General features: G+C 35.1%; 16 protein-coding genes and 1 riboswitch. All 16 genes read left to right on the forward strand.

Annotation, left to right across the window (positions count from 1 at the left end; all coding sequences use genetic code 11):
- Positions 1-243 precede the first annotated feature (243 nt).
- The 16 genes from THEYE_RS02435 (at position 244) to trpD (ending at position 22,917) form a co-directional block, all read left to right on the forward strand.
- Complete coding sequence (locus THEYE_RS02435) at positions 244-942, forward strand: class I SAM-dependent methyltransferase (protein ID WP_012545096.1); 699 nt, start codon at positions 244-246, stop codon at positions 940-942.
- A gap of 9 nt (positions 943-951) precedes the next feature.
- A complete protein-coding gene (locus THEYE_RS02440) occupies positions 952-1,890 on the forward strand; it encodes a glycosyltransferase family 2 protein (RefSeq protein ID WP_012546081.1) in 939 nt (312 codons plus the stop codon).
- A 5-nt stretch (positions 1,891-1,895) separates the two neighbouring features.
- Entirely contained in the window at positions 1,896-3,122 is a 1,227-nt protein-coding gene (locus THEYE_RS02445; protein ID WP_012545872.1) for a glycosyltransferase, read from the forward strand.
- On the forward strand, positions 3,103-4,227 hold the full coding sequence (locus THEYE_RS02450; RefSeq protein ID WP_164924816.1) for a glycosyltransferase family 4 protein: 1,125 nt from the start codon (positions 3,103-3,105) through the stop codon (positions 4,225-4,227). The genes THEYE_RS02445 and THEYE_RS02450 overlap by 20 nt, the downstream gene beginning before the upstream one ends.
- Before the next feature lie 7 nt (positions 4,228-4,234).
- Positions 4,235-5,248 (forward strand): NAD-dependent epimerase/dehydratase family protein, encoded by a 1,014-nt coding sequence (locus THEYE_RS02455; protein ID WP_012544985.1) that lies wholly within the window; start codon positions 4,235-4,237, stop codon positions 5,246-5,248.
- On the forward strand, positions 5,236-7,404 hold the full coding sequence (locus tag THEYE_RS02460; protein WP_164924817.1) for a bi-domain-containing oxidoreductase: 2,169 nt from the start codon (positions 5,236-5,238) through the stop codon (positions 7,402-7,404). Before THEYE_RS02455 ends, THEYE_RS02460 begins: the two co-directional genes overlap by 13 nt.
- 56 nt (positions 7,405-7,460) lie before the next feature.
- A complete protein-coding gene (locus tag THEYE_RS02465) occupies positions 7,461-8,609 on the forward strand; it encodes a glycosyltransferase family 4 protein (RefSeq protein ID WP_277915629.1) in 1,149 nt (382 codons plus the stop codon).
- Positions 8,610-8,621: 12 nt separating this feature from the next.
- A complete protein-coding gene (locus THEYE_RS02470) occupies positions 8,622-9,722 on the forward strand; it encodes an NAD-dependent epimerase/dehydratase family protein (protein WP_012546819.1) in 1,101 nt (366 codons plus the stop codon).
- Positions 9,723-9,787: 65 nt separating this feature from the next.
- Positions 9,788-10,915, forward strand: coding sequence for a non-hydrolyzing UDP-N-acetylglucosamine 2-epimerase (wecB, locus tag THEYE_RS02475; protein WP_012546846.1), 1,128 nt, complete (start codon positions 9,788-9,790; stop codon positions 10,913-10,915).
- A gap of 271 nt (positions 10,916-11,186) precedes the next feature.
- Complete coding sequence (locus tag THEYE_RS02480; RefSeq protein ID WP_012546104.1) at positions 11,187-11,954, forward strand: Wzz/FepE/Etk N-terminal domain-containing protein; 768 nt, start codon at positions 11,187-11,189, stop codon at positions 11,952-11,954.
- Positions 11,955-12,037: 83 nt separating this feature from the next.
- A complete protein-coding gene (locus THEYE_RS02485) occupies positions 12,038-12,580 on the forward strand; it encodes a hypothetical protein (RefSeq protein ID WP_012546670.1) in 543 nt (180 codons plus the stop codon).
- A gap of 630 nt (positions 12,581-13,210) precedes the next feature.
- Positions 13,211-13,387, forward strand: a riboswitch (cobalamin riboswitch).
- A gap of 30 nt (positions 13,388-13,417) precedes the next feature.
- Entirely contained in the window at positions 13,418-15,655 is a 2,238-nt protein-coding gene (gene metE, locus THEYE_RS02490) for a 5-methyltetrahydropteroyltriglutamate--homocysteine S-methyltransferase (protein ID WP_012545812.1), read from the forward strand.
- Between the two features lies 1 nt (position 15,656).
- A complete protein-coding gene (locus tag THEYE_RS10380) occupies positions 15,657-19,814 on the forward strand; it encodes a ribonucleoside triphosphate reductase (RefSeq protein WP_012546458.1) in 4,158 nt (1,385 codons plus the stop codon).
- Between the two features lie 45 nt (positions 19,815-19,859).
- A complete protein-coding gene (trpE, locus tag THEYE_RS02515) occupies positions 19,860-21,350 on the forward strand; it encodes an anthranilate synthase component I (protein WP_012546555.1) in 1,491 nt (496 codons plus the stop codon).
- The gene (locus tag THEYE_RS02520) at positions 21,347-21,910 is read left to right on the forward strand and encodes an anthranilate synthase component II (RefSeq protein WP_012545428.1); all 564 of its coding nucleotides are present in this window, start codon (positions 21,347-21,349) and stop codon (positions 21,908-21,910) included. Before trpE ends, THEYE_RS02520 begins: the two co-directional genes overlap by 4 nt.
- Entirely contained in the window at positions 21,907-22,917 is a 1,011-nt protein-coding gene (gene trpD, locus THEYE_RS02525) for an anthranilate phosphoribosyltransferase (RefSeq protein WP_012546835.1), read from the forward strand. Before THEYE_RS02520 ends, trpD begins: the two co-directional genes overlap by 4 nt.
- Position 22,918 lies beyond the last annotated feature (1 nt).

Here is a 22,918-nt window from a genome sequence, read left to right on the forward strand (position 1 = left end):
GAAATTTACGACAGGTGTTCATTTTAAATTAAAATATGGTCTTAATTATAATGTTTTAATGCAACATGAACATGTGAATTCATGTGAAGAAATTGTAAGTTTATGTCAGTATTTTTTCATAAAAGTAAATATAAAAAAATTTCCTTTTGGTATTCCAGCTTTGTCATTATATTACTGTATCCATTGTACGCAGCCAAATTTTTTACATATTGATGAATATTTGAAGAAAAGAGGATTTTTTTTATGAAAAGAGATATTACTGTAATAATTAATTATATTTTAGATAATTTGTTACCCCCATTTATTAGAGATAGTGAATTTCTCAGTAAAATTCTCTTTAAAAAGATTTTGGGTTATAAATATAAGATTTTTATTAATTTTAAAAAAAATATTCGTAATTTAACAGATAATGATTTAGTAGAAATTTATAAATTGACAAAGAATAGTCATTTAAATAGAAAGACAGATTTGAATTCACATTGTGTAAAAAAAATTGTTCAAGAAATAGAAGGGAATAAAATTATTGATGTCGGGTGTGGTAAAGGATATTTAGTAGAAGTATTAAAAAAGCAATGTTCGCCTCAATGTTTAATATTTGGTGTTGACATACTGTTACCAGAAGGAGAAAAAAACAGACACGAATATATTAAAGCTTCTATTCTAAACTTACCATTTAGAGATAAAGAATTTGATACAGTTATATGTGCTCATACTCTTGAACATATTATTGATATTAAAAAAGCGATTAGTGAATTGCGGAGAATTTGTAAAAAAAAGTTAATTATAGTCCTGCCATGCCAGAGGGAATACAAGTATACATTTGATTTACATATACATTTTTTCCCTTATGATTATAAGATTTTAAATTTATTCCGACCAAAAAATAATAGCTTTACACTTGAAAAAATTGCAGGTGACTGGCTTTATATAGAAAACTATTAGGAGTGCAATATGAATAAAGAGACATTAATATCAATAGTAATACCTGTTTACAATGAAGAGCAGAATTTAAAAAAAGTCTTGGATGGAATCTTTTATCATATTAATAATTTAAAAGATATAAATTTTGAAATTATAGTAGTGGATGATGGTTCTATAGATAATACATGGAATATTATTTCTGATTACCAAAATAGGATATTAAAGGGAATTAGATTTAGTAGAAATTTTGGCAAAGAATCAGCTATAGCCGCTGGCTTGCATTATTCTCGGGGTGATGCAGTGATTGTTATAGATGGAGATGGACAACATCCTGCTGAACTTATACCTGAAATGATTAAAATCTGGAGGGAAAAGAAAGTTGATATTGTTGAATGTGTTAAAATTTATAGAGGAAATGAGCCATTCTTCTACAAGATAGGCTCAATAATATTTTATTCGCTTTTAAAGTTTAGTTCTGGTTTAGATATAAAAAATTCCTCAGATTTTAAGCTAATTAGCAAAAAAGTGGTTGATGCTTATAAACAATTTAATGAATCTTTGATTTTCTATAGAGGAATTATTTCAGATATAGGTTTTACAAAATTTCAAATCCCTTTCTCTGTAAAAGAAAGAATTGCTGACAGAACAAAATGGTCTTTTTGGGCTCGTGTTAAATATGCTATTAATATAGCCACTTCTTATTCATCTCTTCCAATAAATTTAATAACTTACATGGGTATTTTAACTTTGATAATTAGTATTATAGGGATTGTTCATACATTTTACAAGAAAATTGAAGGTAGTGCAGTGAGTGGTTTTACAACAGTCATTATATTAATATTATTTTTAGGAAGCCTTTTAATGATTAGTATCGGAATAATAGGCATATATATTGCTAAAATCTTCATTGAAGTTAAACATCGCCCACGATATATAATAAAAGAAAGTTTAAATTTCAAAAAAGAGTAAAAACATTGAAAATATTATTTATTACACAAAATTTCCCTTATCCTCCATATAAAGATGGCTCAAGACTAATATCATATAATCTTATTAAATATTTATCTCAAAATAACGAAGTGTATTTAATTACTTTTTGTGAAGAAGAAGATATAGGATATATTGATAAAATCAAAATTTTTTGTTCAAATCTTTTGATTATTCCCTTGATTAAGGGAGAATTAACTCCTTTAAAGAAAATAAAACAAAACATTCGTAAAATTATTACACCTAAAAGATTTAGTTCTAAGTTAATGTATATATCAATTCAAAAAATAGCTAATTTATGGAAGCCAGATATTGTTCACATAGATTTACCAATGATGTCACAATATTATCGTGCTGTTGAAAAATTGCCTAAAATTATATCCTCACATGATGCCATTTCTCTTAACGCATATAAAATTTGGAAAAATACTTTAAATCCTTTTAAAAAAGTAAAATGGTTTTATCTTTATAAACAAAGAAAATGGATAGAATCTCATTATTATCCAAAATTTCATGCTTGTACTGTAGTGTCTGAAGAAGATAAATCGTTTTTATCAAAACATTGTCCTGATTTATATATTGAAGTTATTCCTAATGGAGTGGATACTGAATATTTTAGTCCTGATCTTATGAATAATATTCCTTCTCAGGATTTTACAATAGGTTTATTTGGTAATTTTATTTTTCCTCCTAATGAAGATGGAGCTTTGTATTTTACTTCTAAAATATATCCACTTATTAAGAACAAAATTCCAGATGTTAAGCTTTATATAATCGGTAGGAATCCTACAAAAAAAATTAAGTCTCTTGCAAATAATCAGAATATAATTATTACTGGAGAAGTTAGTGATATTAGAGAATATTACCTAAAAGTTTCGGTAGTCGTTGCACCATTTCGTTTAGGTTCAGGGATAAAGAATACAGTTTTACAGGCTATGTCAATGGCAAGACCTATAGTGGCAACATTCCAAGCAGTGAAAGCCATAGAAGTTTTAGATGGAGAACATCTTTTGATAGCAGATAATATTAGCATGTTTGCAGATAAAGTTATTTTTTTACTTAAAAATAAAATGGTTGGTGAAAAATTAGGAAAACTATCAAGAGAATTAGTTATAAAAAAATACTCATGGAAGTCACATGCAGAAAATTTCCAAAAATTATATAAAAAAATAATAAATTCTTGCTATTGGAATCATGAAAATAGCAATTATTAATTTAACTGGAGGTGGATTGAGTGGAGGATATAAAAAATATATTGTGAATGTATTTCCAAGACTTTTTGACAATAAACAAATAAAAGATCTTCTAATATTTTTCCCTCCCCAAGCATTAAATTTTGTATCTTTAAATAACTTTCCTGCCCAAACATGGCCATTTATAGATTATTACAATGGTTTTATGTGGTTAAAATCACAAATTAAAAAATTTTCTCCAGATGTTATATTTATACCAACAGCGAGATGGTTCTGTGCAGGAAAAGTCCCTGTTGTCTCAATGATTCAGAATATGGCTCCTCTTGTTTTTCCATTTCAAGGTTCGATTAAAGAGACTGCAAAAAATATGATACGTTATTATCAATCCAAAAGAGCAATTCAAAAATCTACTCGGATTATTGCTTTATCTAATTATGTAAAAAATTTTCTTGTAAAAAAATGGGGTATAAAAGAAAATAAAATAGGAGTTGTATATCATGGAGTTTCTTTATCAAATATAAAAATAATTAAACCAAAAGCATTGAAACATTTAGATAATCAAATTTTTATTTTCACTGCGGGCTCAATTTATCCTTATCGTGGACTTGAAGATATAATATTTGCCTTTAACAATTTAACAAAGAATTTGAATAATATCTATCTTGTTATCGCGGGTGAAGTTCCTCAGAGTATGAAAAGTTATAAATCAAAACTCGATGGATTGATTAAAAGTCTGAATATTCATTCAAAAGTAATATGGACTGGTTTTTTATCGGATGAAGAAATGTCTTGGTGCTATAAAAATTGCTCTCTATTTGTAACGACTAGTCGGATAGAAGCATGTCCAAATATTGTCCTTGAAGCAATGGCGAATGGATGTTTATGTGTCTCTACTGATAGTCCCCCAATGCCTGAATTTTTTGGAGATATCGCAATTTATTATCGTGCAAAAAATATTGAGTCACTTACAGAAGCTATATTGAAAATACTTTTCTTAGATGATAAGAAAAAACAAGAGATTTCAAAAAGAATTATGTCTATAGCGTACTCCTTTTCATGGGATATATGTGCAAAAAAAACTATAGAACAGCTTCAAAAAGCTATTGATGAATATAAAAAAAAATAATAACGAAATGAAAATTCTTGTCACAGGTGGTTCAGGATTTATTGGGACAAACTATATTGAATTCGCTATATCTAAAAGATTTGAGGTGCTGAATATTGATACTAAACCACCTTTTAAGAAGGAGCATATTCAATTCTGGAAAGAATGTGATATAATGGATTTTGATAAGTTAAAAAAAATAATTTTTGAATTTAAACCAGAATATGTAGTCCATCTTGCTGCAAAGACAGGCGCTCATTCTATAAGGGACATAAAAGAGTTTGCTCCTAATATTCAGGGCGTGGAGAATTTGATTAAAGCGTTAATAGATTATAGTGGCTTAATGAGTGAAAGGGTAAATGGGATCAGGGAAGGATGTTTAAAAAGAGTTATTTTTACTTCTTCGCTGCTTGTGTGTAAGATGGGATATATTCCCAAGCATGATGAGGATTATATGCCAACTACTGCTTATGGACAAAGTAAAGTAGAAGGGGAAAAGATTGTGCGTAACTGGCAAAATCTGCCTTTTGAATGGACTATCATAAGACCAATTTCTGTTTGGGGACCTTGGATGATTGAGCCTTATATCAATTTTTTCAAAGCTATTAAGCAAGGTTGGTATTTTCACATAGGAGATGGACACTATAAGCGTTCCATGGGATATGTAGAAAATATTGCCCATGAGATACACAGTATTTTACTTGCACCAAGTGAAAAAGTTCACAAAAAGACTTTTTATGTGGGTGACCCAGAGCCAACAGATTTACATGACTTTGCTGAGTCGGTAAGAGAAAAAATGGGAGCACCTAAAATTCATAGAATGCCGATGTGGATAGCAAAAACTTTTGCAAAAGTTGGAGATACATTAAAAATTTTAGGTTGGACAAATGCACCGCTTACAAGCTTTAGGCTTAAAAATATTACTACCGAGTATGTATTTGATTTATCTCCAATTTTAGAGGTATGTGATGGTAAACTTCCTTATGATAGAGAAACTGCTGTGGAGAAAACGGTAGAGTGGTTTAAAAGATGTTACAACTAATCCAGAACCATCGTACGGGTAAGCTTGAACTGGTAGATGTTCCGGTGCCAAATGTATCAGCAAATAACTTGCTGGTCAAAAATTATGCATCATTAGTAAGCATTGGCACTGAACTTTCAATTATAGAGCTTGGCAGGAAATCACTGTTGGGTAAAGCACGAGCCCGCCCAGATTTAGTCAAGCGATTTTTAGATAAGGCAAAGAAAGAGGGATTTTTAAAGACTTTTCAGGAAGCAATGGGAAGACTGGACAATCCTGTACCTCTTGGATATAGTTCTGCAGGTATTGTAGTTGAAGTCGGGAGGAATATTCATAAATTTGCTCCAGGAGATAGGGTTGCTTGTATAGGCGCAGGGTATGCTTCACATGCAGAATACGTGGCAGTGCCTGAGAATCTCTGCTGTAGGATACCAGAAAATGTCAGCTTTGAAGAAGCTTCCTTTGGAATGCTTGGAATAATTGCTATGCACGGCATAAGATGCGGGAATCTAACCTTCGGTGAAAAGGTTGCTGTTATTGGACTTGGTTTACTTGGATTGTTAACCATTCAGATATTGAAAGCATATGGTTTCATGGTTATGGGATTTGATATAGATGAGTCAAAAGTGGAAATGGCAAGAAAGTTAGGAGTAGATGCAGTTAGCTCAGATGCTGAAGTTTTTGAAAATTTGGTTGATAAATACACAAATGGATTTGGTGCAGATGCTGTAATAATTACTGCTGCAACAAAGTCTGATGCTCCTATTCATTTGGCAGTAGAGATAGCAAGGTTTCGTGGCAGGATTGTTGTTGTGGGAGTTGCCGATATCCATCCTGATAGAAATGAACTTTGGCATAAAGAATTAGAACTTATAGTTTCAAAGGCAGCAGGTCCTGGTAGTCTTGACCCAATCTATGAAAATAAAGGCATTGATTATCCGCTGGGATATGTTAGATGGACAGAAAATAGAAATCTTGAAGAGTTTTTAAGGCTTGTTTCTGAAAAAAAAGTCAATTTGGAGCAACTCATAACTCATAGATTCCAAATCGAAGAGGCTGTTCAAGTTTATGAAAATATGATGAGTAATAGAGGTGGACCCTATGTAGGGGTTGTTCTAAAATACTCTGCTGAAAAAGAGATAACAGAGGAGAGATTTAAAAAGATAAGAGAAACATTAGAAAGTTCTTCTGTAACATTGGGGGTAATCGGCGCTGGATTATTCGGTAAGGCTTTACTGATTCCTGCCCTGTCAAAGCTATCCGATGTTCGCTTCCATACTCTTTCTACAAGTTCTGGTATAAATGCATATCATGTTGCTAAAAAATACGGATTTGAGAATGTTACGACTGATTATAAAGAGATTTTAAACAATAAAGAAATTAACTCAGTCTTTATACTAACCCCACACCGTCTTCATGCAAAAATGGTTATAGAATGTCTACAGGCAGGAAAACATACCTTTGTGGAAAAGCCATTGTGTATCAATGAAGAGGAGTTAAAAGAAATAACAGGTGTCTATTCCTCTCTGGCGAATGATGAAAAATCTCTTCCCTTTCTTATGGTTGGTTATAATAGAAGATTTTCTCCTCATACTTATAAACTAAAAAGTTTCCTGAGTAATCGTAAAGACCCGCTAATGATTATTTACAGAGTTAATGCTGGGTTTGTTCCACCTGAACATTGGGTTCACTCTGAAGAAGAGGGTGGGGGAAGAATTATTGGAGAAATTTGTCATTTCATTGATTTAATGATTTATTTGACAGACAGTTTACCTATGCAAGTTTATGCAGAGAGAGTTTCTGGTAACAATAAGACCATAGTTAATGACGACAACGTTTCAATTGTAATCAAATTCAAGGATGGTTCTGTGGGTAATATTTTCTACTCTGCCTCAGGAGATAAAGCATTCTCAAGAGAAAGAGTGGAGGTTTATTCTGAAGGTAAGACATTGATTATTGAAGATTTCAAAAACTCTTATTTCTGGTTAGGGGGTAGGACTAAAAAGTTTAAAACTTTAAATCAGGAGATAGGCTATAAGGAAGAGTTATCTCATTTCATAAATGTAATCAAAGGGAATGAAAAACCAAAAATAACCTACGATGAAATTTATTACTCCACCCTTGCAACCTTCAAAATCAACGAATCTCTCTCAAAGGGTACAGTAATTCACCTATGAGGGTGCTATTAATAACTGATTCCTACCCTCCGGAGATTCGTTCTGCCTCTCATTTGATGCTGGAGCTGGCTGAAGGGTTGAGAGACAGAGGTTTTGATGTTACTGTTGCTACAACCTATCCAGAATATAATTTAGACAACGAGCAGAGGAATATAAAATATCCAGAGTTTACTGAAGAAAATCAAATTAAGGTCATTAGAATAAAAACTCTGCCACATCACAATGTAAATTTTATTATTAGAGGCATTTCTCAGATTAGCATGCCCTACATATTTGAGAATAAAATTAAAAAATACTTAAAAAAGGCAGAGATAATTATTGTTTATAGCCCCCCTATGCCCCTTGCAATGCTTGGAGCTAAACTTAAGAAGAATTTTAATGCAAAGTTTTTATTAAATGTTCAGGACATATTTCCTCAAAATGCAATTGATTTAGGCGTTTTAAAAAATCCTCTTTTAATAAAGTTTTTTAAAGACATGGAGCGAAATGCTTACATAGACGCAGATTTGATCTTTGTTCACTCTGAGGGCAACTTAAACTTTTTAAAAATGAATCATCCAGACATTGCAACCAAATTTATAGTCCTTCATAACTGGATTGATACAAAACAGTTTGAGAGGCTGTCAAGGACTAACAAATACAGGAAGCTATATAATATAGAGGATAAATTTATTATACTTTTTGCTGGGGTTATGGGTCTTTCTCAGGGTCTTGATTTTGTCATAGAACTGGCTGAAAAGGTGAGGGATTTGAAGGATTTAGTGTTCCTTTTTGTTGGTGATGGCATGGAGAGAACAAAACTACAGGATTTAGCCAGAGCCAAAAATTTAAATAATGTTATATTCAAGCCCTTTGTATCTAAAGAGGAATATCCCTATCTTGTTAAAGATTGTGATGTTGGACTTGTATCTTTATCCAGTAAAAACAAAACTCCTGTGGTGCCAGGGAAGATTCTTGGATATATGGCTGCAAAACTTCCTGTTTTAGCTTTTTTGAATAGGGAAAGTGATGGGCATATTATAATTAAACAAGCAAATTGCGGATTTAGCTGTATTCATGGAGATATTCAAAAAGCAGAGGATTTAGTGAGAGAAATTTATAAAAATAAAATTTCACTCAGCACATACGGCAAGAATGGTTATAACTATTTGGTGAATAATTTTGAAAGGAAAATTTGTATTCAAAAGTTGATAGAAAAATTTTAGGGAGGTAGCTTCATGGATTACTATGAAAAGAGAGTAAAAATGGTTGATGATTATATGGCTAAATTAGATATAGGTAAAGATTTAATAAAATACTACGAGGGAAGAAATATTTTAGTGACCGGTGGAGCTGGTGCTATTGGAAGTAATTTAATAATTGCACTCTCAAAGTTAGTTGGCAGTAGGGGTAAAGTTATTGTTCTTGATAATCTATCAGCGATAAAAGTCAGAGACCCTTGGAATGTGACACCTCTTCCAAATATAATGTTTGTGTTTGGTGATGTAAGAAATGATATTGACCTGAAAAGAGTCTTCAAAGAGGATATAAGCATTGTTTTTCATCTGGCTGCTTTCTTTGCAAATCAGAATTCGGTAGACTATCCAGAGGTTTCAGCAGAGGTTGATGTTATCGGTCAAATTAAATTACTGGAATATTCCCGATTGGCAAAAGTAGAGAAATTCATATATGCATCAAGTGGATGTGCTATTTATGGTTCCTATCCTAAACTACCATTAAAAGAAGACTTTATTTCCATGCATCTCACTACTCCATATCAGATAAATAAGATGACAGGAGAGATGTACTGTAATTTCTATCATCATCATTATGGGTTGTCGATTGTCAACTGTAGATTTTTTAATTCGTACGGGCCTGGTGAAGTGCCAGGTCAGTATAGAAACGTTATACCAAATTTTATTTACTGGTCAATGAAAGGGTTGCCTTTACCAATTACAGGAACAGGAGAGGAAACAAGAGACTTTACCTATGTTTTAGACCTTGTTCAAGGACTTATAAAGGCTGGTTACTATAAAAAGGCTATAGGGGAGAATTTTAATCTTGCTGCTGGCAGAGAAGTTTCAATCAAGGAAGTAGCTTCAATGGTCTTGGAAGCAACTGGAAATAAGGCAGGATTGATTTTTAAGGAAAGAAGAAAATGGGATACAAAACCGAGACTTCTTGCATCAATTGAAAAGGCAAAAGAACTAATAGGTTATAAACCTATTGTTGATTTTAGGGAGGGTTTTGATGCAAATATTGAGTGGTTCAAAGATAACTGGGAAAAGATAGAAATACTTGCTGATTTTCCACCTGGTATGAGCAGTGCGGTGAGGTAAAGTTTCATAATTTTCAATGTTTGAGGCTTAGGTTCGGGATTTTTTGATTAAGGGGTAAAGAGATTTTGAGAAAAATATTAATGATATTTGGGACGAGGCCAGAGGCAATAAAGATGGCTCCTCTTTACTGGGAATTTAAAAAATATCAAGAAGATTTTGATGTAAAAGTTTGTGTGACTGCTCAACACAGACAAATGCTTGACCAAGTTTTGAATTTTTTTAATATAAAGCCAGACTACGACCTAAATCTGATGAGGAACAATCAGAGCCTCTTTAATATAACATCTGACAGTATTGTGGAACTTGAGAAGGTTTACGATGACTTTAATCCTCATATTGTTTTAGTTCAAGGAGATACAACAACCTCTTTTACGAGCGCGCTTTCGGCATATTACAAAAAAATAAAGGTTGCCCATATTGAGGCAGGGCTGAGAAGCGGCAATAAATATTCACCCTTTCCAGAAGAGATAAACAGAGTCTTGGTTGGACACATTGCTGATTATCATTTTGCACCTACGGAAAAGGCAAAACAAAATTTGTATAACGAGGGAATAAGGGAAAATGTTTGGGTTGTTGGGAATACAGTAATTGATGCTTTATTTTTAGGATTGAGAATTTTAGAGGAAAATGAGGAGCTCAGGTCTAAAATTGAACTTTATTTTAATGGAATTTTTGAATTTCAGCGAGAAAAGATAATATTAGTTACAGGGCATAGAAGAGAAAGCTTTGGTGAAGGATTTGAAAACATTTGCAATGCCTTAAAAGAGATTGCTGAGAGTTATCCAGAATTAAAGATAATCTATCCGGTTCATCTAAATCCTAATGTAAGAGAGCCAGTCAATAGAATATTAAATGGGATTAAGAATATTTTTCTCTTAGAGCCTCTGGAATATCCATATTTGATTTGGTTAATGTCAAAATCTTTTCTGATATTGACTGATTCTGGTGGAATTCAAGAAGAAGCACCTTCTTTAGGAAAGCCGGTATTGGTTATGAGAGAAGTAACAGAGAGAGTTGAGGGAATAGAGGCCGGAACTGCAAGTCTTGTAGGCATCAAGAAAGAAAATATTGTAAAGGCAGTTCAGAGTTTAATTGAAAATACCTCTGAATATCATAAAATGGCAAGGGCTATAAACCCTTACGGAGACGGTCTATCAAGCAAGAGAATTGTGGAGATAATAAGAAGTATTTGAGATTAATAAGGGTTTAAATTTAAATTGTTTAAGAATAATATAAAAATAATGTATTGGAATGATGAGAATATCAGATGCTCTATAAAATGACGCTTTTTGTCACCCTGAGGCGAAGCTGAAGGGTCTTCTCTATTGTAGCTAAGGAGATTCCTCGTCGCTTACGCTCCTCGGAATGACAAAAAACAGCTCGGAATGAAAAAAGGAATGATAACGAAAGAACATAAAAGCTATAAATTTTTGCATAGCCTAACAAAAACTTCGGAGGTTTGGAATGAACGAGCAAGGACGAAAGGAACAATACTCTGATGAGATTGACCTTTATGAACTGCTTCTCGTGCTTAAAAAAAGGCTCAAGCTTATCGTTGCTGTTTCTTTCATCGGGCTTTTAATAGGAGGCTTGGTAGCTTTTCTATCTCCCGATATTTATCAGGCAAGGGCAACTCTTTGGGTAGACTCTTTGATTGGTCAGTCTGTTATTGAGAGATTTAAAACAAGTGATAGTAAAACATCATTTATAATTCCTTTAGGACAAACCAAGTCGCCAGAGGTCAATAATCTATCTCTATCAATACTTAATAGCCTTGAGTTTAAAAAGAAGGTGCTTGATAGATTGATAAAACAGTATGGAGAAAAAGAAAATATACTCAACTTGACTAAATCAATCAATAAAGGCCAAGGAGACATTGTTTTTAAGGCTGAGATAGACAAAAAGACAGGGAGCATTAATCTAATTTCTGAACAGAAGGATAAAAAATTTGCTGAGGATATTCTCAGGTATGCAATAGATGAATTTGAAAAGGAGCTTGGAAAAACCTCTCAGACCTACGCTGAGGCAATATCAACACAAAAAGAAAAAATTAAAAATAATAAAAATTTCATATTAAGCGTTATAGAACAGCCTACCTCTCTTGATTCTCCCGTAAAACCAAAAAGAAAGCTCATTATAGCTGTGGCTGGAATAAGCGCACTTTTTTCAGGGATTTTTCTTGCCTTTGTGGCTGAGTGGTGGAATAATGTTAGAGCAAGAAGGAAAAATTAAAGCACATGTTATACTGTCAAGTTATGGGAAAATAAAATTGAAGATTTTTATAATAGGTGTAGTAGAAGGACTGGAGGGTTTTTATGGATGAGAAAACTTTATTAGAAATTGTAAGAAAAGCAGTAAAGGAAGAATTTAATATTTTCAGACAGGAGATGGCAACAAAGGAAGACTTGAAAGCCTTTGCAACTAAAGAAGATCTGAAAGCTTTTGCGACCAAGGAGGACTTGAAAGCCTTCGCAACAAAAGAAGACCTGAATAAATTAAAAGCAGAGTTTATGTTTGAGATTAACTACATAAAATCTGAGATGGTAACCAGAGATGATCTTAAAATTTATATCACCAAAGAAGACTTTAATACATATATAGAAGCTATTTCTGAAAGACTTGAAAGATTCTCAAGAAATATATTGAGTATGCTTGAACACTACGAGCGCGATGTTAGAGAACTTCATAAAAAATTTGATCTTATTGATTTTGGCTTACTTCTTACACATCTTGATAGACTGGCTGGTTTCATGGAGAAAAAGGAACAGGAAAGAATTATCGCTGAAAACCAGCTTAAAAGGCAGTATCTGGAGATAAGAGATAGAGTTAAAAAGATAGAAAGCATTATCGGCATGTAATAATGTTTACATCCAAAAATTTCCTTCTTTATATAATGTGAACATGGTAAAAAAGTTACATTTTATTGAAATTCTATAAACTCTAACACCTTTATTTTTCATTTACCCACATCTGTCATTCCGCTTTCACTCGGACATTCCGAACTTCTTCCTGTCGTTCCAATCCCTTTTCCCTGTCATTCCAATGAGCATAAGTGACGAGGAATCTCCGTCTCCAAAGAAGTAGCCCCCTTGCTAATGCTCGGGGTGACAGAATACGACTGTCCATTCCAAACCGTAGGGAAGCCCTGAGTCGTAGGCAAAGACCCCTACAGGTCAGATTCCTCGGGGTCATTGGGACCCCTCGGAATGACAGAGAGAAGTGTCATTCAGAGGAGCCATGAGTGACGAGGAATTCTTTCCTTTCAACTGAAACATAAGAGAGATTTCTCACATCCATTCAGAGTGTTCGGAATTACAGAAAATCATCCTTCCGAGCCGAAGGCGAGGAATATCCTCATTTCCGATTTAAGGGGGAGATCCCTCGGACAAGCCTTCGGGATGACCCTTTCGGCTCAGATATCTCACTTAGTTCTGAATGACAAGAAATGACCGAATACTAATTTTTTGAAAGATTTGGATATATTTTGTTATACTTTAACCTAACTGGATTTTAAGGGAAGAGAGGTGAGAATCCTCCGCTGCCCCGCAGCCGTGTTGGGAACGAAAGCCCACGCATGCCACTGGAGAGCAAATTCTCTGGGAAGGCGGGCAAGTAGGTTGAAGAGAGCCCAAAGCCGGAAGACCTATCCAGTCAGAGAGCCTTTGGCTTTCTGAAATGCCTCGTGGGAGGAGCAGATGAAGATTAAAACCACTGTCTTTGGCTATCCCCGTATCGGTCCGAAGAGAGAACTAAAAAAAGCTCTGGAAGACTACTGGAACTGGAAGATTTCAAAAGTAGAACTTTTAGAGACTGCCAATTCTTTAATCATCCAGAATGCTAAAGTCATTCAATCCTCTGGAGTTGACCTCATTCCATCTAATGAATTTTCCCTTTATGACTTTATTCTTGACCATTCAGTAATGTTTAACGCTGTGCCTAAGAGATTTAACAGAATTTCAGACCCCTTGGATAGATATTTTGCTATGGCAAGGGGCACTCAAGAGCTTCCAGCCCTTGAGATGACCAAGTGGTTTAATACGAATTATCACTACATTGTGCCAGAAATAGAGGATGAAGAGTTTGAGCTTATGGAAAACAAGCCCCTTAGGGAATTTGCTTTGCTAAGAGATAGTCTATCCGTAAAAACTAAACCTGTCATAGTGGGACCTTTTACCTATCTGAAGTCTGCGAAGTTAAATATGGATAGAGTGGAAAGATTATCGGAAAAAATATTGCCTGCCTATAAAAAGCTCCTCATAAAACTCGATGCAGCAGGAGTTGAAGAAATACAGATTGATGAACCTGCAATGGTAATGGATATGGAAGAGCGGGAGATAGAACTCTTAACAGGTCTTTACAGGGAACTGACAAAGGGACTTACTTTAAAAGTTTATATTCAAACTTATTATGAAGCGGTTTCAGCATATGAAAAACTTGTTTTCTCTCTGTCTGTCCATGGATTTGGATTTGACCTTGTAGACGGCAAGGAAAATCTTGAAAATATACTAACTCTTGGATTTCCATCCGATAAAGTTCTCATTGCTGGAGTTGTATCGGGAAGAGACCCTTGGAGGACAGACTTTACTGTTGTTATGAGCATGCTGGAGAGACTTTTCAGAGTTACCGATAAGATTATGCTTTCCAATTCATCTCCACTAATTCATCTTCCAATAACTGTTGAGGCAGAGAGAGGACATATTCAAGAGGATATACTTAACATGCTAAGCTTTGCTAATGAGAGACTTGAAGAGTTAACCATTCTCAAAAGAGCAATTAATGATGGAGCAGCCTTGCCAGCAAGGAAAAGTATAGTCCATGAGATATTTTCAAAGGCAGAGGTAAGGAGCAAAATCTCAAGCATAGATGAAAAAGCTATTTTAAGAAAACCCGAATTTCAAGAGAGATACAGAATGCAGATGGATTCTCTCAAGCTGCCTCTTTTCCCTACAACTACCATAGGAAGCTTTCCTCAGACAAAGGAAGTAAGAAAATTCAGGGCAGATTATAAAAATGGCAAGATAACTGAGGAGGAATACAAAAAGTTTATTTTTCAGGAGATTGAAAAGGCTGTAAAAATTCAGGAAGAACTTGACATAGATGTGCTTGTTCATGGAGAGTTTGAGAGAACAGACATGGTAGAGTTTTTTGCTGAAAAACTAAAAGGCTTTGCGATAACTAAAAATGGCTGGGTTCAGTCTTATGGTTCAAGATGTGTAAGACCACCGGTAATTTACGGAGATGTATGGAGGGACAAAGCTCTTACAGTTGAGGAAACCCTCTATGCTCAATCTCTCACCCCAAGACCAGTGAAGGGAATTATGACAGGTGCTGTTACAATTCTTCAGTGGTCTTATCCAAGAAAGGATATATCAAGGCGCGAGATTGCCTACCAGATAGCTCTTGCTCTAAAGGAGGAAGTTCTGGAACTTGAGAAAAGGGGTATCAAAATTATTCAGATTGACGAGCCTGCTTTCAGAGAAGGTTTGCCTCTTAAGAGAAACAAGCAGGATGAGTATTTTGATTGGACCATAAATAGTTTCAGGCTTACCACAGCCGATGTCTCTCCCTTTACGCAGATTCATACTCACATGTGCTATTCAGACTTTAATGAGATAATTGACAGGATTTACGCTCTTGATGCTGATGTGATATCAATTGAGGCTTCAAGAAGCAAAGGAGAGATTTTATCTGCCTTTGAGAACTTCAGATACGACCATGGCATTGGATTGGGAGTTTATGATATTCACTCTCCAAGAGTACCCTCTGTTGAGGAGATGATTGAGATTATTGAGCGTTCTGTGAGTCTGATTGATAAGTCACTTTTTTGGATAAACCCAGACTGTGGACTAAAGACAAGAGGATGGCAGGAGACGGTGGCATCACTAAAAAATATGGTTTTAGCTGCAAAGGCTATGCGTAAAAGGGAGGTTTAGGATGTTTAAAAATATAATAAAGCGCGACGGCCGCATTGTCCCCTTTGACCCTGAAAAAATTACTGTAGCCATTTCAAAGGCGGGAAAAGCAACGGGCGAGTTTGATTACGATACAGCAAAAAGGCTTACGATAAAAGTCCTATTGCTTGCGGAGGAATTAATCAGAGACCGAGACCCACATGTAGAGGAAATACAAGACATAGTTGAGGAGATACTTTTAAGCAGTCCCTACAGGAAAACAGCTAAGGCATACATCATATACCGCGACCAGCATGCGAGAATGCGTGAGATTGCCCGTCAGGGTGGACTTGAGCTCATAGACAACTATCTTAGCAAGGTTGACTGGCGAATTAGTGAAAACTCAAATATGAGTTTCAGTCTTCAGGGGCTTAACAATTATATCTCCTCTGAGATAAGCAAAAGCTACTGGCTACACAAAATATATCCTCCAGAGGTGAGAGAAGCCCATATAAATGGCGATATGCATATTCACGACCTGAACACCCTTTCTGCCTATTGTGTTGGATGGGATTTGATGGACTTGCTTATCCGGGGCTTTGGTGGAGTTCCTGGTAAAGTTGAATCTCGGCCTGCTAAACATCTTCGGCCTGCACTGGGTCAGATTGTCAATTTCTTGTATACAACCCAGGGAGAGTGTTATTCCTCAGATACACAGGTTCTTACATATTCAGGTTGGAAGTATTTTTTTGAGCTCACAGAGCATGATTTCATCTTTACTATGAATACTGAGACAAAAAAAATTGAACTTCAAAAACCAGTAAAGTTTTACGAATTTGATTATAACGGTGCGATGTATCACTTTAAGTCCAAGAAGCTTGACTTGCTTGTAACGCCAAATCACAGGATGTTGGTGCAACAGTATAGTCCAACATCCAAAGAAAATGGAAAGCTAAAGTTCATTGAAGCAGAAAAATTCAATCCAAATACTCACTTTATACCAAAGCACGCATTATGGGAAGGCAGGATAGAGGAATACTTTATTCTGCCTGAGATCAAAATTTACCAATACATAAATTTTAAAAAAGTAAACAGTAAAAGTGAAAGTCCAGATATCCTTGAGGAAGAGGCAAGAATCTACAGCTCTCAACCAATTGAAAAATATGAGATCAAAGTGTTACCTCCAAAGAAGATTCCCATGAATCTATGGCTTAAATTCTTTGGATTCTGGTTAGCCGAAGGATGCACTTATTTGAGAAAGAGACAGAGAAAAGGAAGAGAAGTTCCCTACTATGAATACTTAGTAAGAATATCTCAGAAAAAAAGCGAAATTGCTGAAGAATTTGAAAAGGTGCTCAGTCAAATTCCCTTCAGCTACAACAAGAAGTTTAAAGCTGACTTAATAGAGTTTTACATTAATGACAAGCAATTGTTTTCATACCTAAGGAAATTTGGAAAAAGCTGCGACAAATTCATTCCTTCTGAAATTAAAAACCTAAGTAAGGAACAACTTGAGATTATCTTTGACTGGCTAATGAAAGGTGATGGCTGGAGTGGGGATGGAAACATAGAGTATTCAACAAAAAGTAAAAGATTAGCTGATGACATACAGGAGATAGTGCTTAAACTTGGAATGTCAGCTAACATTTATGAGAGAAAAAAGGGAAATTTCAAGTGGTATGATGTAGGAGTATCTTTAGCAAAAAACTTTAGACTCAATAGTGTCAATAAGCAAGTCACAAATTATGCAGGAAAAGTTTACTGTGTAGAAGTTCCAAATCATACTCTTTATGTAAGAAGAAATGGTAAAGCCTGTTGGTGTGGAAATTCAGCAGGAGCGCAAGCTTTCAGCAATGTGGACACCCTTCTTGCACCCTTCATTGCCTATGACGGATTGAATTATAAGCAAGTAAAACAGGCACTTCAGGAATGGGTCTTCAACCTCAATGTGCCTACTCGCGTTGGTTTTCAATGTCTTTCTGAAGACACCGAAATTTTAACCTTAGATGGATGGAAAAGATATAACGAAGTTGAAATTGGAGACTCAATTTATACATTCAACATAAACAATGGCGAGATTGAGACAAAATTGGTTACCTATGTTTTCAGAAAGGAATACTCTGGAATTATGTATAATCTGAAAAACAGAAGCCAGAGTCAACTAATCTCGCCAAATCATAGAGTTGTAAGAAAGGTTTTTAATACAGAAAAATACAGGCTGGATAGGATTGAAGATTTACTAAGCTACAGTTCACCATTAATTATTCCAGTAGCAGGAGAAAACAAAAATCCCGATTATCCCATCTCAGATGAGGAGCTTAAAATTTTCTCATGGATACTTTCAGAGGGAAGCATTGAGAGGGAAGGAAGTCACAGAGTTAGCATATATCAGTCTAAGGAAACTCATCCCGAGAACTATGAAGAGATTATTCAGCTTTTGGAAGATTTGAATTTTGAATATAGTGTTAAAGAGCAACACTCTCTTGGTAAGTGCAAGCATATAAGGCTAAAGCCAAAGTCAAGTAAAGCAATACATGAACTCATAGGCGCTAAGGTTAAAAAGTTTCCCGAATATCTTTATAGGTTAAGTAAGAGGCAAGCGAGACTATTTCTTGAAACATACTTAAAAGGTGATGGCTGGACCGAAAAGTTCAGAAAAAGAATAACCGTTACAGAAGAAGAAGCAAAGGATTTCATTACTGCGATTGCGGTATTGGCAGGATATAACTTTAATGTGAGAAAGAGAAAAATGGGAGGAATTTCCAAAAAGCTTCAGTATATTATTACCCTTACAGAGACAAAAGCTGACCATATAATGAAAATTGAAAAGATTGAATACAGAGGTATTATCTGGAGCGTTAATACAGAAAACGAGACTGTTATTGCAAGAAGAAATGGACAGGTTTTTATAACTGGAAACACCCCTTTCTCCAATATCACCCTTGACCTTAAAGTGCCTGAGCATTTTGTCTCTCAGGCAGTGATAATCGGAGGAAAAACTCAGGATGCTACATACGGAGAGTTTCAGAGAGAGATGGACATGTTCAATCAAGCTCTCTTTGAAGTGCTTTCTGAGGGCGATGCAAAGGGAAGAGTGTTTACCTTCCCAATTCCTACAATTAACATAACAAAAGATTTTGACTGGAATAGCCCAGTTGTAGACCTAATAATGCAGGCAACGGCAAAATACGGAATACCATATTTTGCAAACTATGTTAATTCTGATTTAAAACCAGAGGATGCTCGCTCTATGTGTTGCAGGCTCAGACTCGAAACTAAAGCGCTAAAGCATAGAGGTGGCGGACTTTTTGGTTCTAATCCTCTCACAGGAAGTATAGGGGTTGTGACCATAGATCTTCCAAGAATCGGATATTTAAGTAATTCAGAAGAGGAATTTTATCAAAGACTTCTCAGGCTTATGGAGATTGCGAAGACATCCCTTGAGATAAAACGGAAAGTACTTGAGAGATTTACAGATTCAGGACTTTACCCCTACTCCAAGCATTATCTGAGTTCTATAAAAGAAAGAGCAGGAGCTTACTGGTGTAATCACTTCTCAACAATTGGAATAATTGGAATGAACGAAGCTATAGCAAATGCTCGTTGGCTTAACTCTAAGGGAATTTGGACAGAGGAAGGGAAAGCCTTTGCTTTGAAAGTAATGGATTTTATGAGAGAGAAACTCCTTGAATATCAAAAAGAAACAGGCAATCTATACAATCTTGAGGCAACACCAGCAGAGGGAACAAGTTACAGACTTGCGAGGATTGATAAGCAAAAATATCCAGATATTATCACTCAAGGCAGCGAACATCCTTACTATACAAACTCCACATGGCTTCCTGTTGGATTTACAGAGTCAATTCATTACATATTAGACAATCAGGATGAGTTGCAGAGCAAATACACAGGAGGCACAGTTCAACATATATTCTTGGGTGAAAAGCCCGAACCCCAGAAACTAAAAAGATTCATAAGACAGGTGTTTGAAAAATATACACTTCCCTACATAAGCATAACACCAACTTTCAGTGTATGTTCTGAATGTGGCTACATTGAAGGCGAACACTCTACATGCCCCAAATGTGGTAGAGAATGCGAAATATATTCCCGTGTGGTAGGCTATCTCCGTCCTGTATCTAACTGGAATGAAGGCAAAAAAGAAGAATTCAAAGACAGAAAATATATGAAAGAGCTTTGATAAAGCAAGATTGCCTTTTTGAACTATAATTATTTAAACTATCAAATGAATTTAAATGAAAAAGAATTTCTTAAACTATCAGATAAATTTAATCTAATTCCTCTTTACAGGGAAATTATCGCAGACCTTGATACTCCTGTAGGAGCTTTTCTTAAACTTAATCGCCGCCCTTCTTTTCTTCTTGAGAGTGTTCAAGGAGGAGAGAAATGGGGTAGATACTCAATAATTGGTATTGAACCCTCTGTTGTGATTAAAGCAGAAGGTAAGAAAATAACTGTTCAAAAAGGACAAAACAGGAGGGTTTATAAAAAGTTAGAACCTTTTAATTTTTTAAGAAAACTTTTCACTCAGTATAAGCCCTATATTGACTCAGAACTTCCAAGATTCTTTGGTGGAATGGTAGGCTTTATTTCCTATGATACTGTAAAACTTTTTGAAAAAGTTCCTGATATTCCAAAACCCTCAATAGACATGCCTGACATTTTTCTAATGATTCCGGAAACACTTCTAATTTTTGATAATCTTAAACAATCAATCAAAATTGTGTATAATGCCTTCATAGATAAAGATGCAACTTCTATTTACCAAAAAGCACAGAAAAAAATTGACAACCTCATTTCTGATTTAAAAAGTCATAGTGATGAGAGATTTAGAACCTATCTAAATGTCCCAGAAAAAGGGAGCAAAACACTGCACGGATTTCATTCTAATTTCAGCAAGGAGGAATTTCTCTCTGCGGTAAAAAAGGCAAAAGAGTATGTATTAAATGGTGATGTTGTTCAGGTTGTAATATCACAGCGATTTGAAACTGAAACCCAAGCTCATCCCTTTGATATTTACAGAATTCTAAGAATTATAAATCCCTCTCCATATATGTTTTATATTGATACAGGCGAGGGTTTTCTTGTAGGCTCTTCTCCTGAAATTCTTGTTAGACTTGAAGATGAAAGGGTTATTGTAAGACCTATTGCAGGAACTCGTCCAAGAGGAAAAACAGAGGAAGAAGACCTTGCTCTTGAAAAAGAGCTACTCAGCGATGAGAAAGAAATAGCAGAACACATTATGCTTGTTGACCTTGGAAGAAATGATGTGGGTAGAGTAGCAGAGATAGGTTCGGTCAATGTTACAGAATTAATGACAATTGAAAGATATAGCCATGTAATGCACATTGTAAGCAATGTAGAGGGGAAGCTTAAGAAGGGACTTGATATGTTTGATGTTTTTATGTCCTGTTTCCCTGCAGGAACTGTAACAGGCGCACCAAAGGTAAGAGCAATGCAGATTATTGAAGAACTTGAACCAACAAAAAGAGGTCCTTATGCAGGAGCAATAGGATATTTTGGATTCAGTGGTAATATGGATATGTGCATTGGCATAAGAATGCTAACAATCAAGGACAATCATGTATTTGTTCAGGCAGGAGCAGGAATTGTTGCAGATTCTATACCTGAAAGAGAGTATACAGAAACAGTTAATAAAGCAAAGGCTATGCTTAAAACAGTAAATTTTCTCCAATCTGGAGGACTGTCCTCATGATTCTTATAATTGACAACTATGATTCATTCACATATAATCTCTATCAATATGTTGGAGAGATGGTTAAAAACGTTAAAGTTTATAGAAACGATAAAATTACAATTAAAGATATTGAAAAAATGTCTCCTGAAAAAATTATTATTTCTCCAGGTCCTTGCACTCCTACAGAAGCAGGAATTTCAATTGATGTAATAAAATATTTTGCAGGTAAAATACCAATTCTTGGAGTATGCCTTGGACATCAGGCAATTGGAGCAGCCTTTGGTGCAAAAGTTATTCGTTCTCATGAAATAATGCATGGCAAGACATCTCTCATTTATCACGATGGCAAAACAATTTTTACAGGGCTTCCAAACCCTTTTGAGGCAACAAGATATCATTCACTTATAGTTGAAAGGGAAACTCTACCAGACTGTCTTATTGTTAGTGCATGGACATCAAATGATATAATTATGGGTATAAGGCACAGGGAATATCCTGTTGAAGGAGTGCAGTTTCATCCTGAAAGCATTCTTACAAAAACTGGCAAAGACTTATTAAAAAACTTTTTAAAACTATGATAGAAGAAGCAATATACAGATTAAGCAAAAGAGAAAACCTTCCTGAGGAACTTTTAAAGGGAAGCTTTATTGAGATAATTGAAGAGAAAGCTTCTCCAGTGCAGATTTCAGCTTTTTTAATGGGATTATCAATGAAGGGAGAGACAGAGGACGAAATTCTTGCAACTGTTAAACTTTTTAGAGATTATGCAATAAAAATTAAATCTCCTCAGGGAACAATAGATATTGTTGGCACAGGAGGAGACCATTCTGGTACATTCAATGTGTCTACTGCTACAAGCTTTGTAGTAGCAGGCGCAGGTGTTCCTGTGGCAAAGCATGGCAATCGCTCTGCTTCAAGCCAATGTGGAAGCATTGATGTCCTTGAAGAATTGGGAATAAAGGTTGATATGTCTCCTCAGATAGCAGAAAAATGTCTTTTTGAATGTGGACTCACTGTGCTTTTTGCTCCACTTTATCATCCAGCAATGAAAAGAGTTGTTCCTGTTAGAAAGGAACTAAAGATAAGGACTATTTTTAATATCCTTGGTCCAATGCTTAATCCTGCAGAGGTTAAACGTATATTGATTGGTGTCTTTTCAAAGGAATACATGGAAATAATCGCCCGAGTGATGTCAAAACTCGGAGCAGAGGATGTTATGGTTGTTCATAGTGAAGAAGGACTTGATGAGATATCAATCTCTGGAAAGACGTATATTGTTAGAGCAAAAGATGGTAAGATTGAAACTAAGACCATTACTCCTGAAGAGGCTGGATTATCTCGTAGTTCCTTAGACCAAGTAAGAGGAGCGGATAAAAGGGAAAATGCAAGGATTGTATTAGAAATTCTCAAAGGAAATAAAGGACCGGCAACAGATATGGTCTTGTTAAATGCAGCTTCAGCCCTTCAGGTTGCAGGGAAAGCGAATAGTCTCTCTGAAGGTGTAAAGATAGCAAAACAGGCAATAGATAGCGGAAAAGCTTATAATAAATTAGAACAACTTAAAAAACTATCTCATTCAATTTAAA

The organism is Thermodesulfovibrio yellowstonii DSM 11347 (assembly GCF_000020985.1).
Taxonomy (GTDB): Bacteria; Nitrospirota; Thermodesulfovibrionia; order Thermodesulfovibrionales; family Thermodesulfovibrionaceae; genus Thermodesulfovibrio; species Thermodesulfovibrio yellowstonii.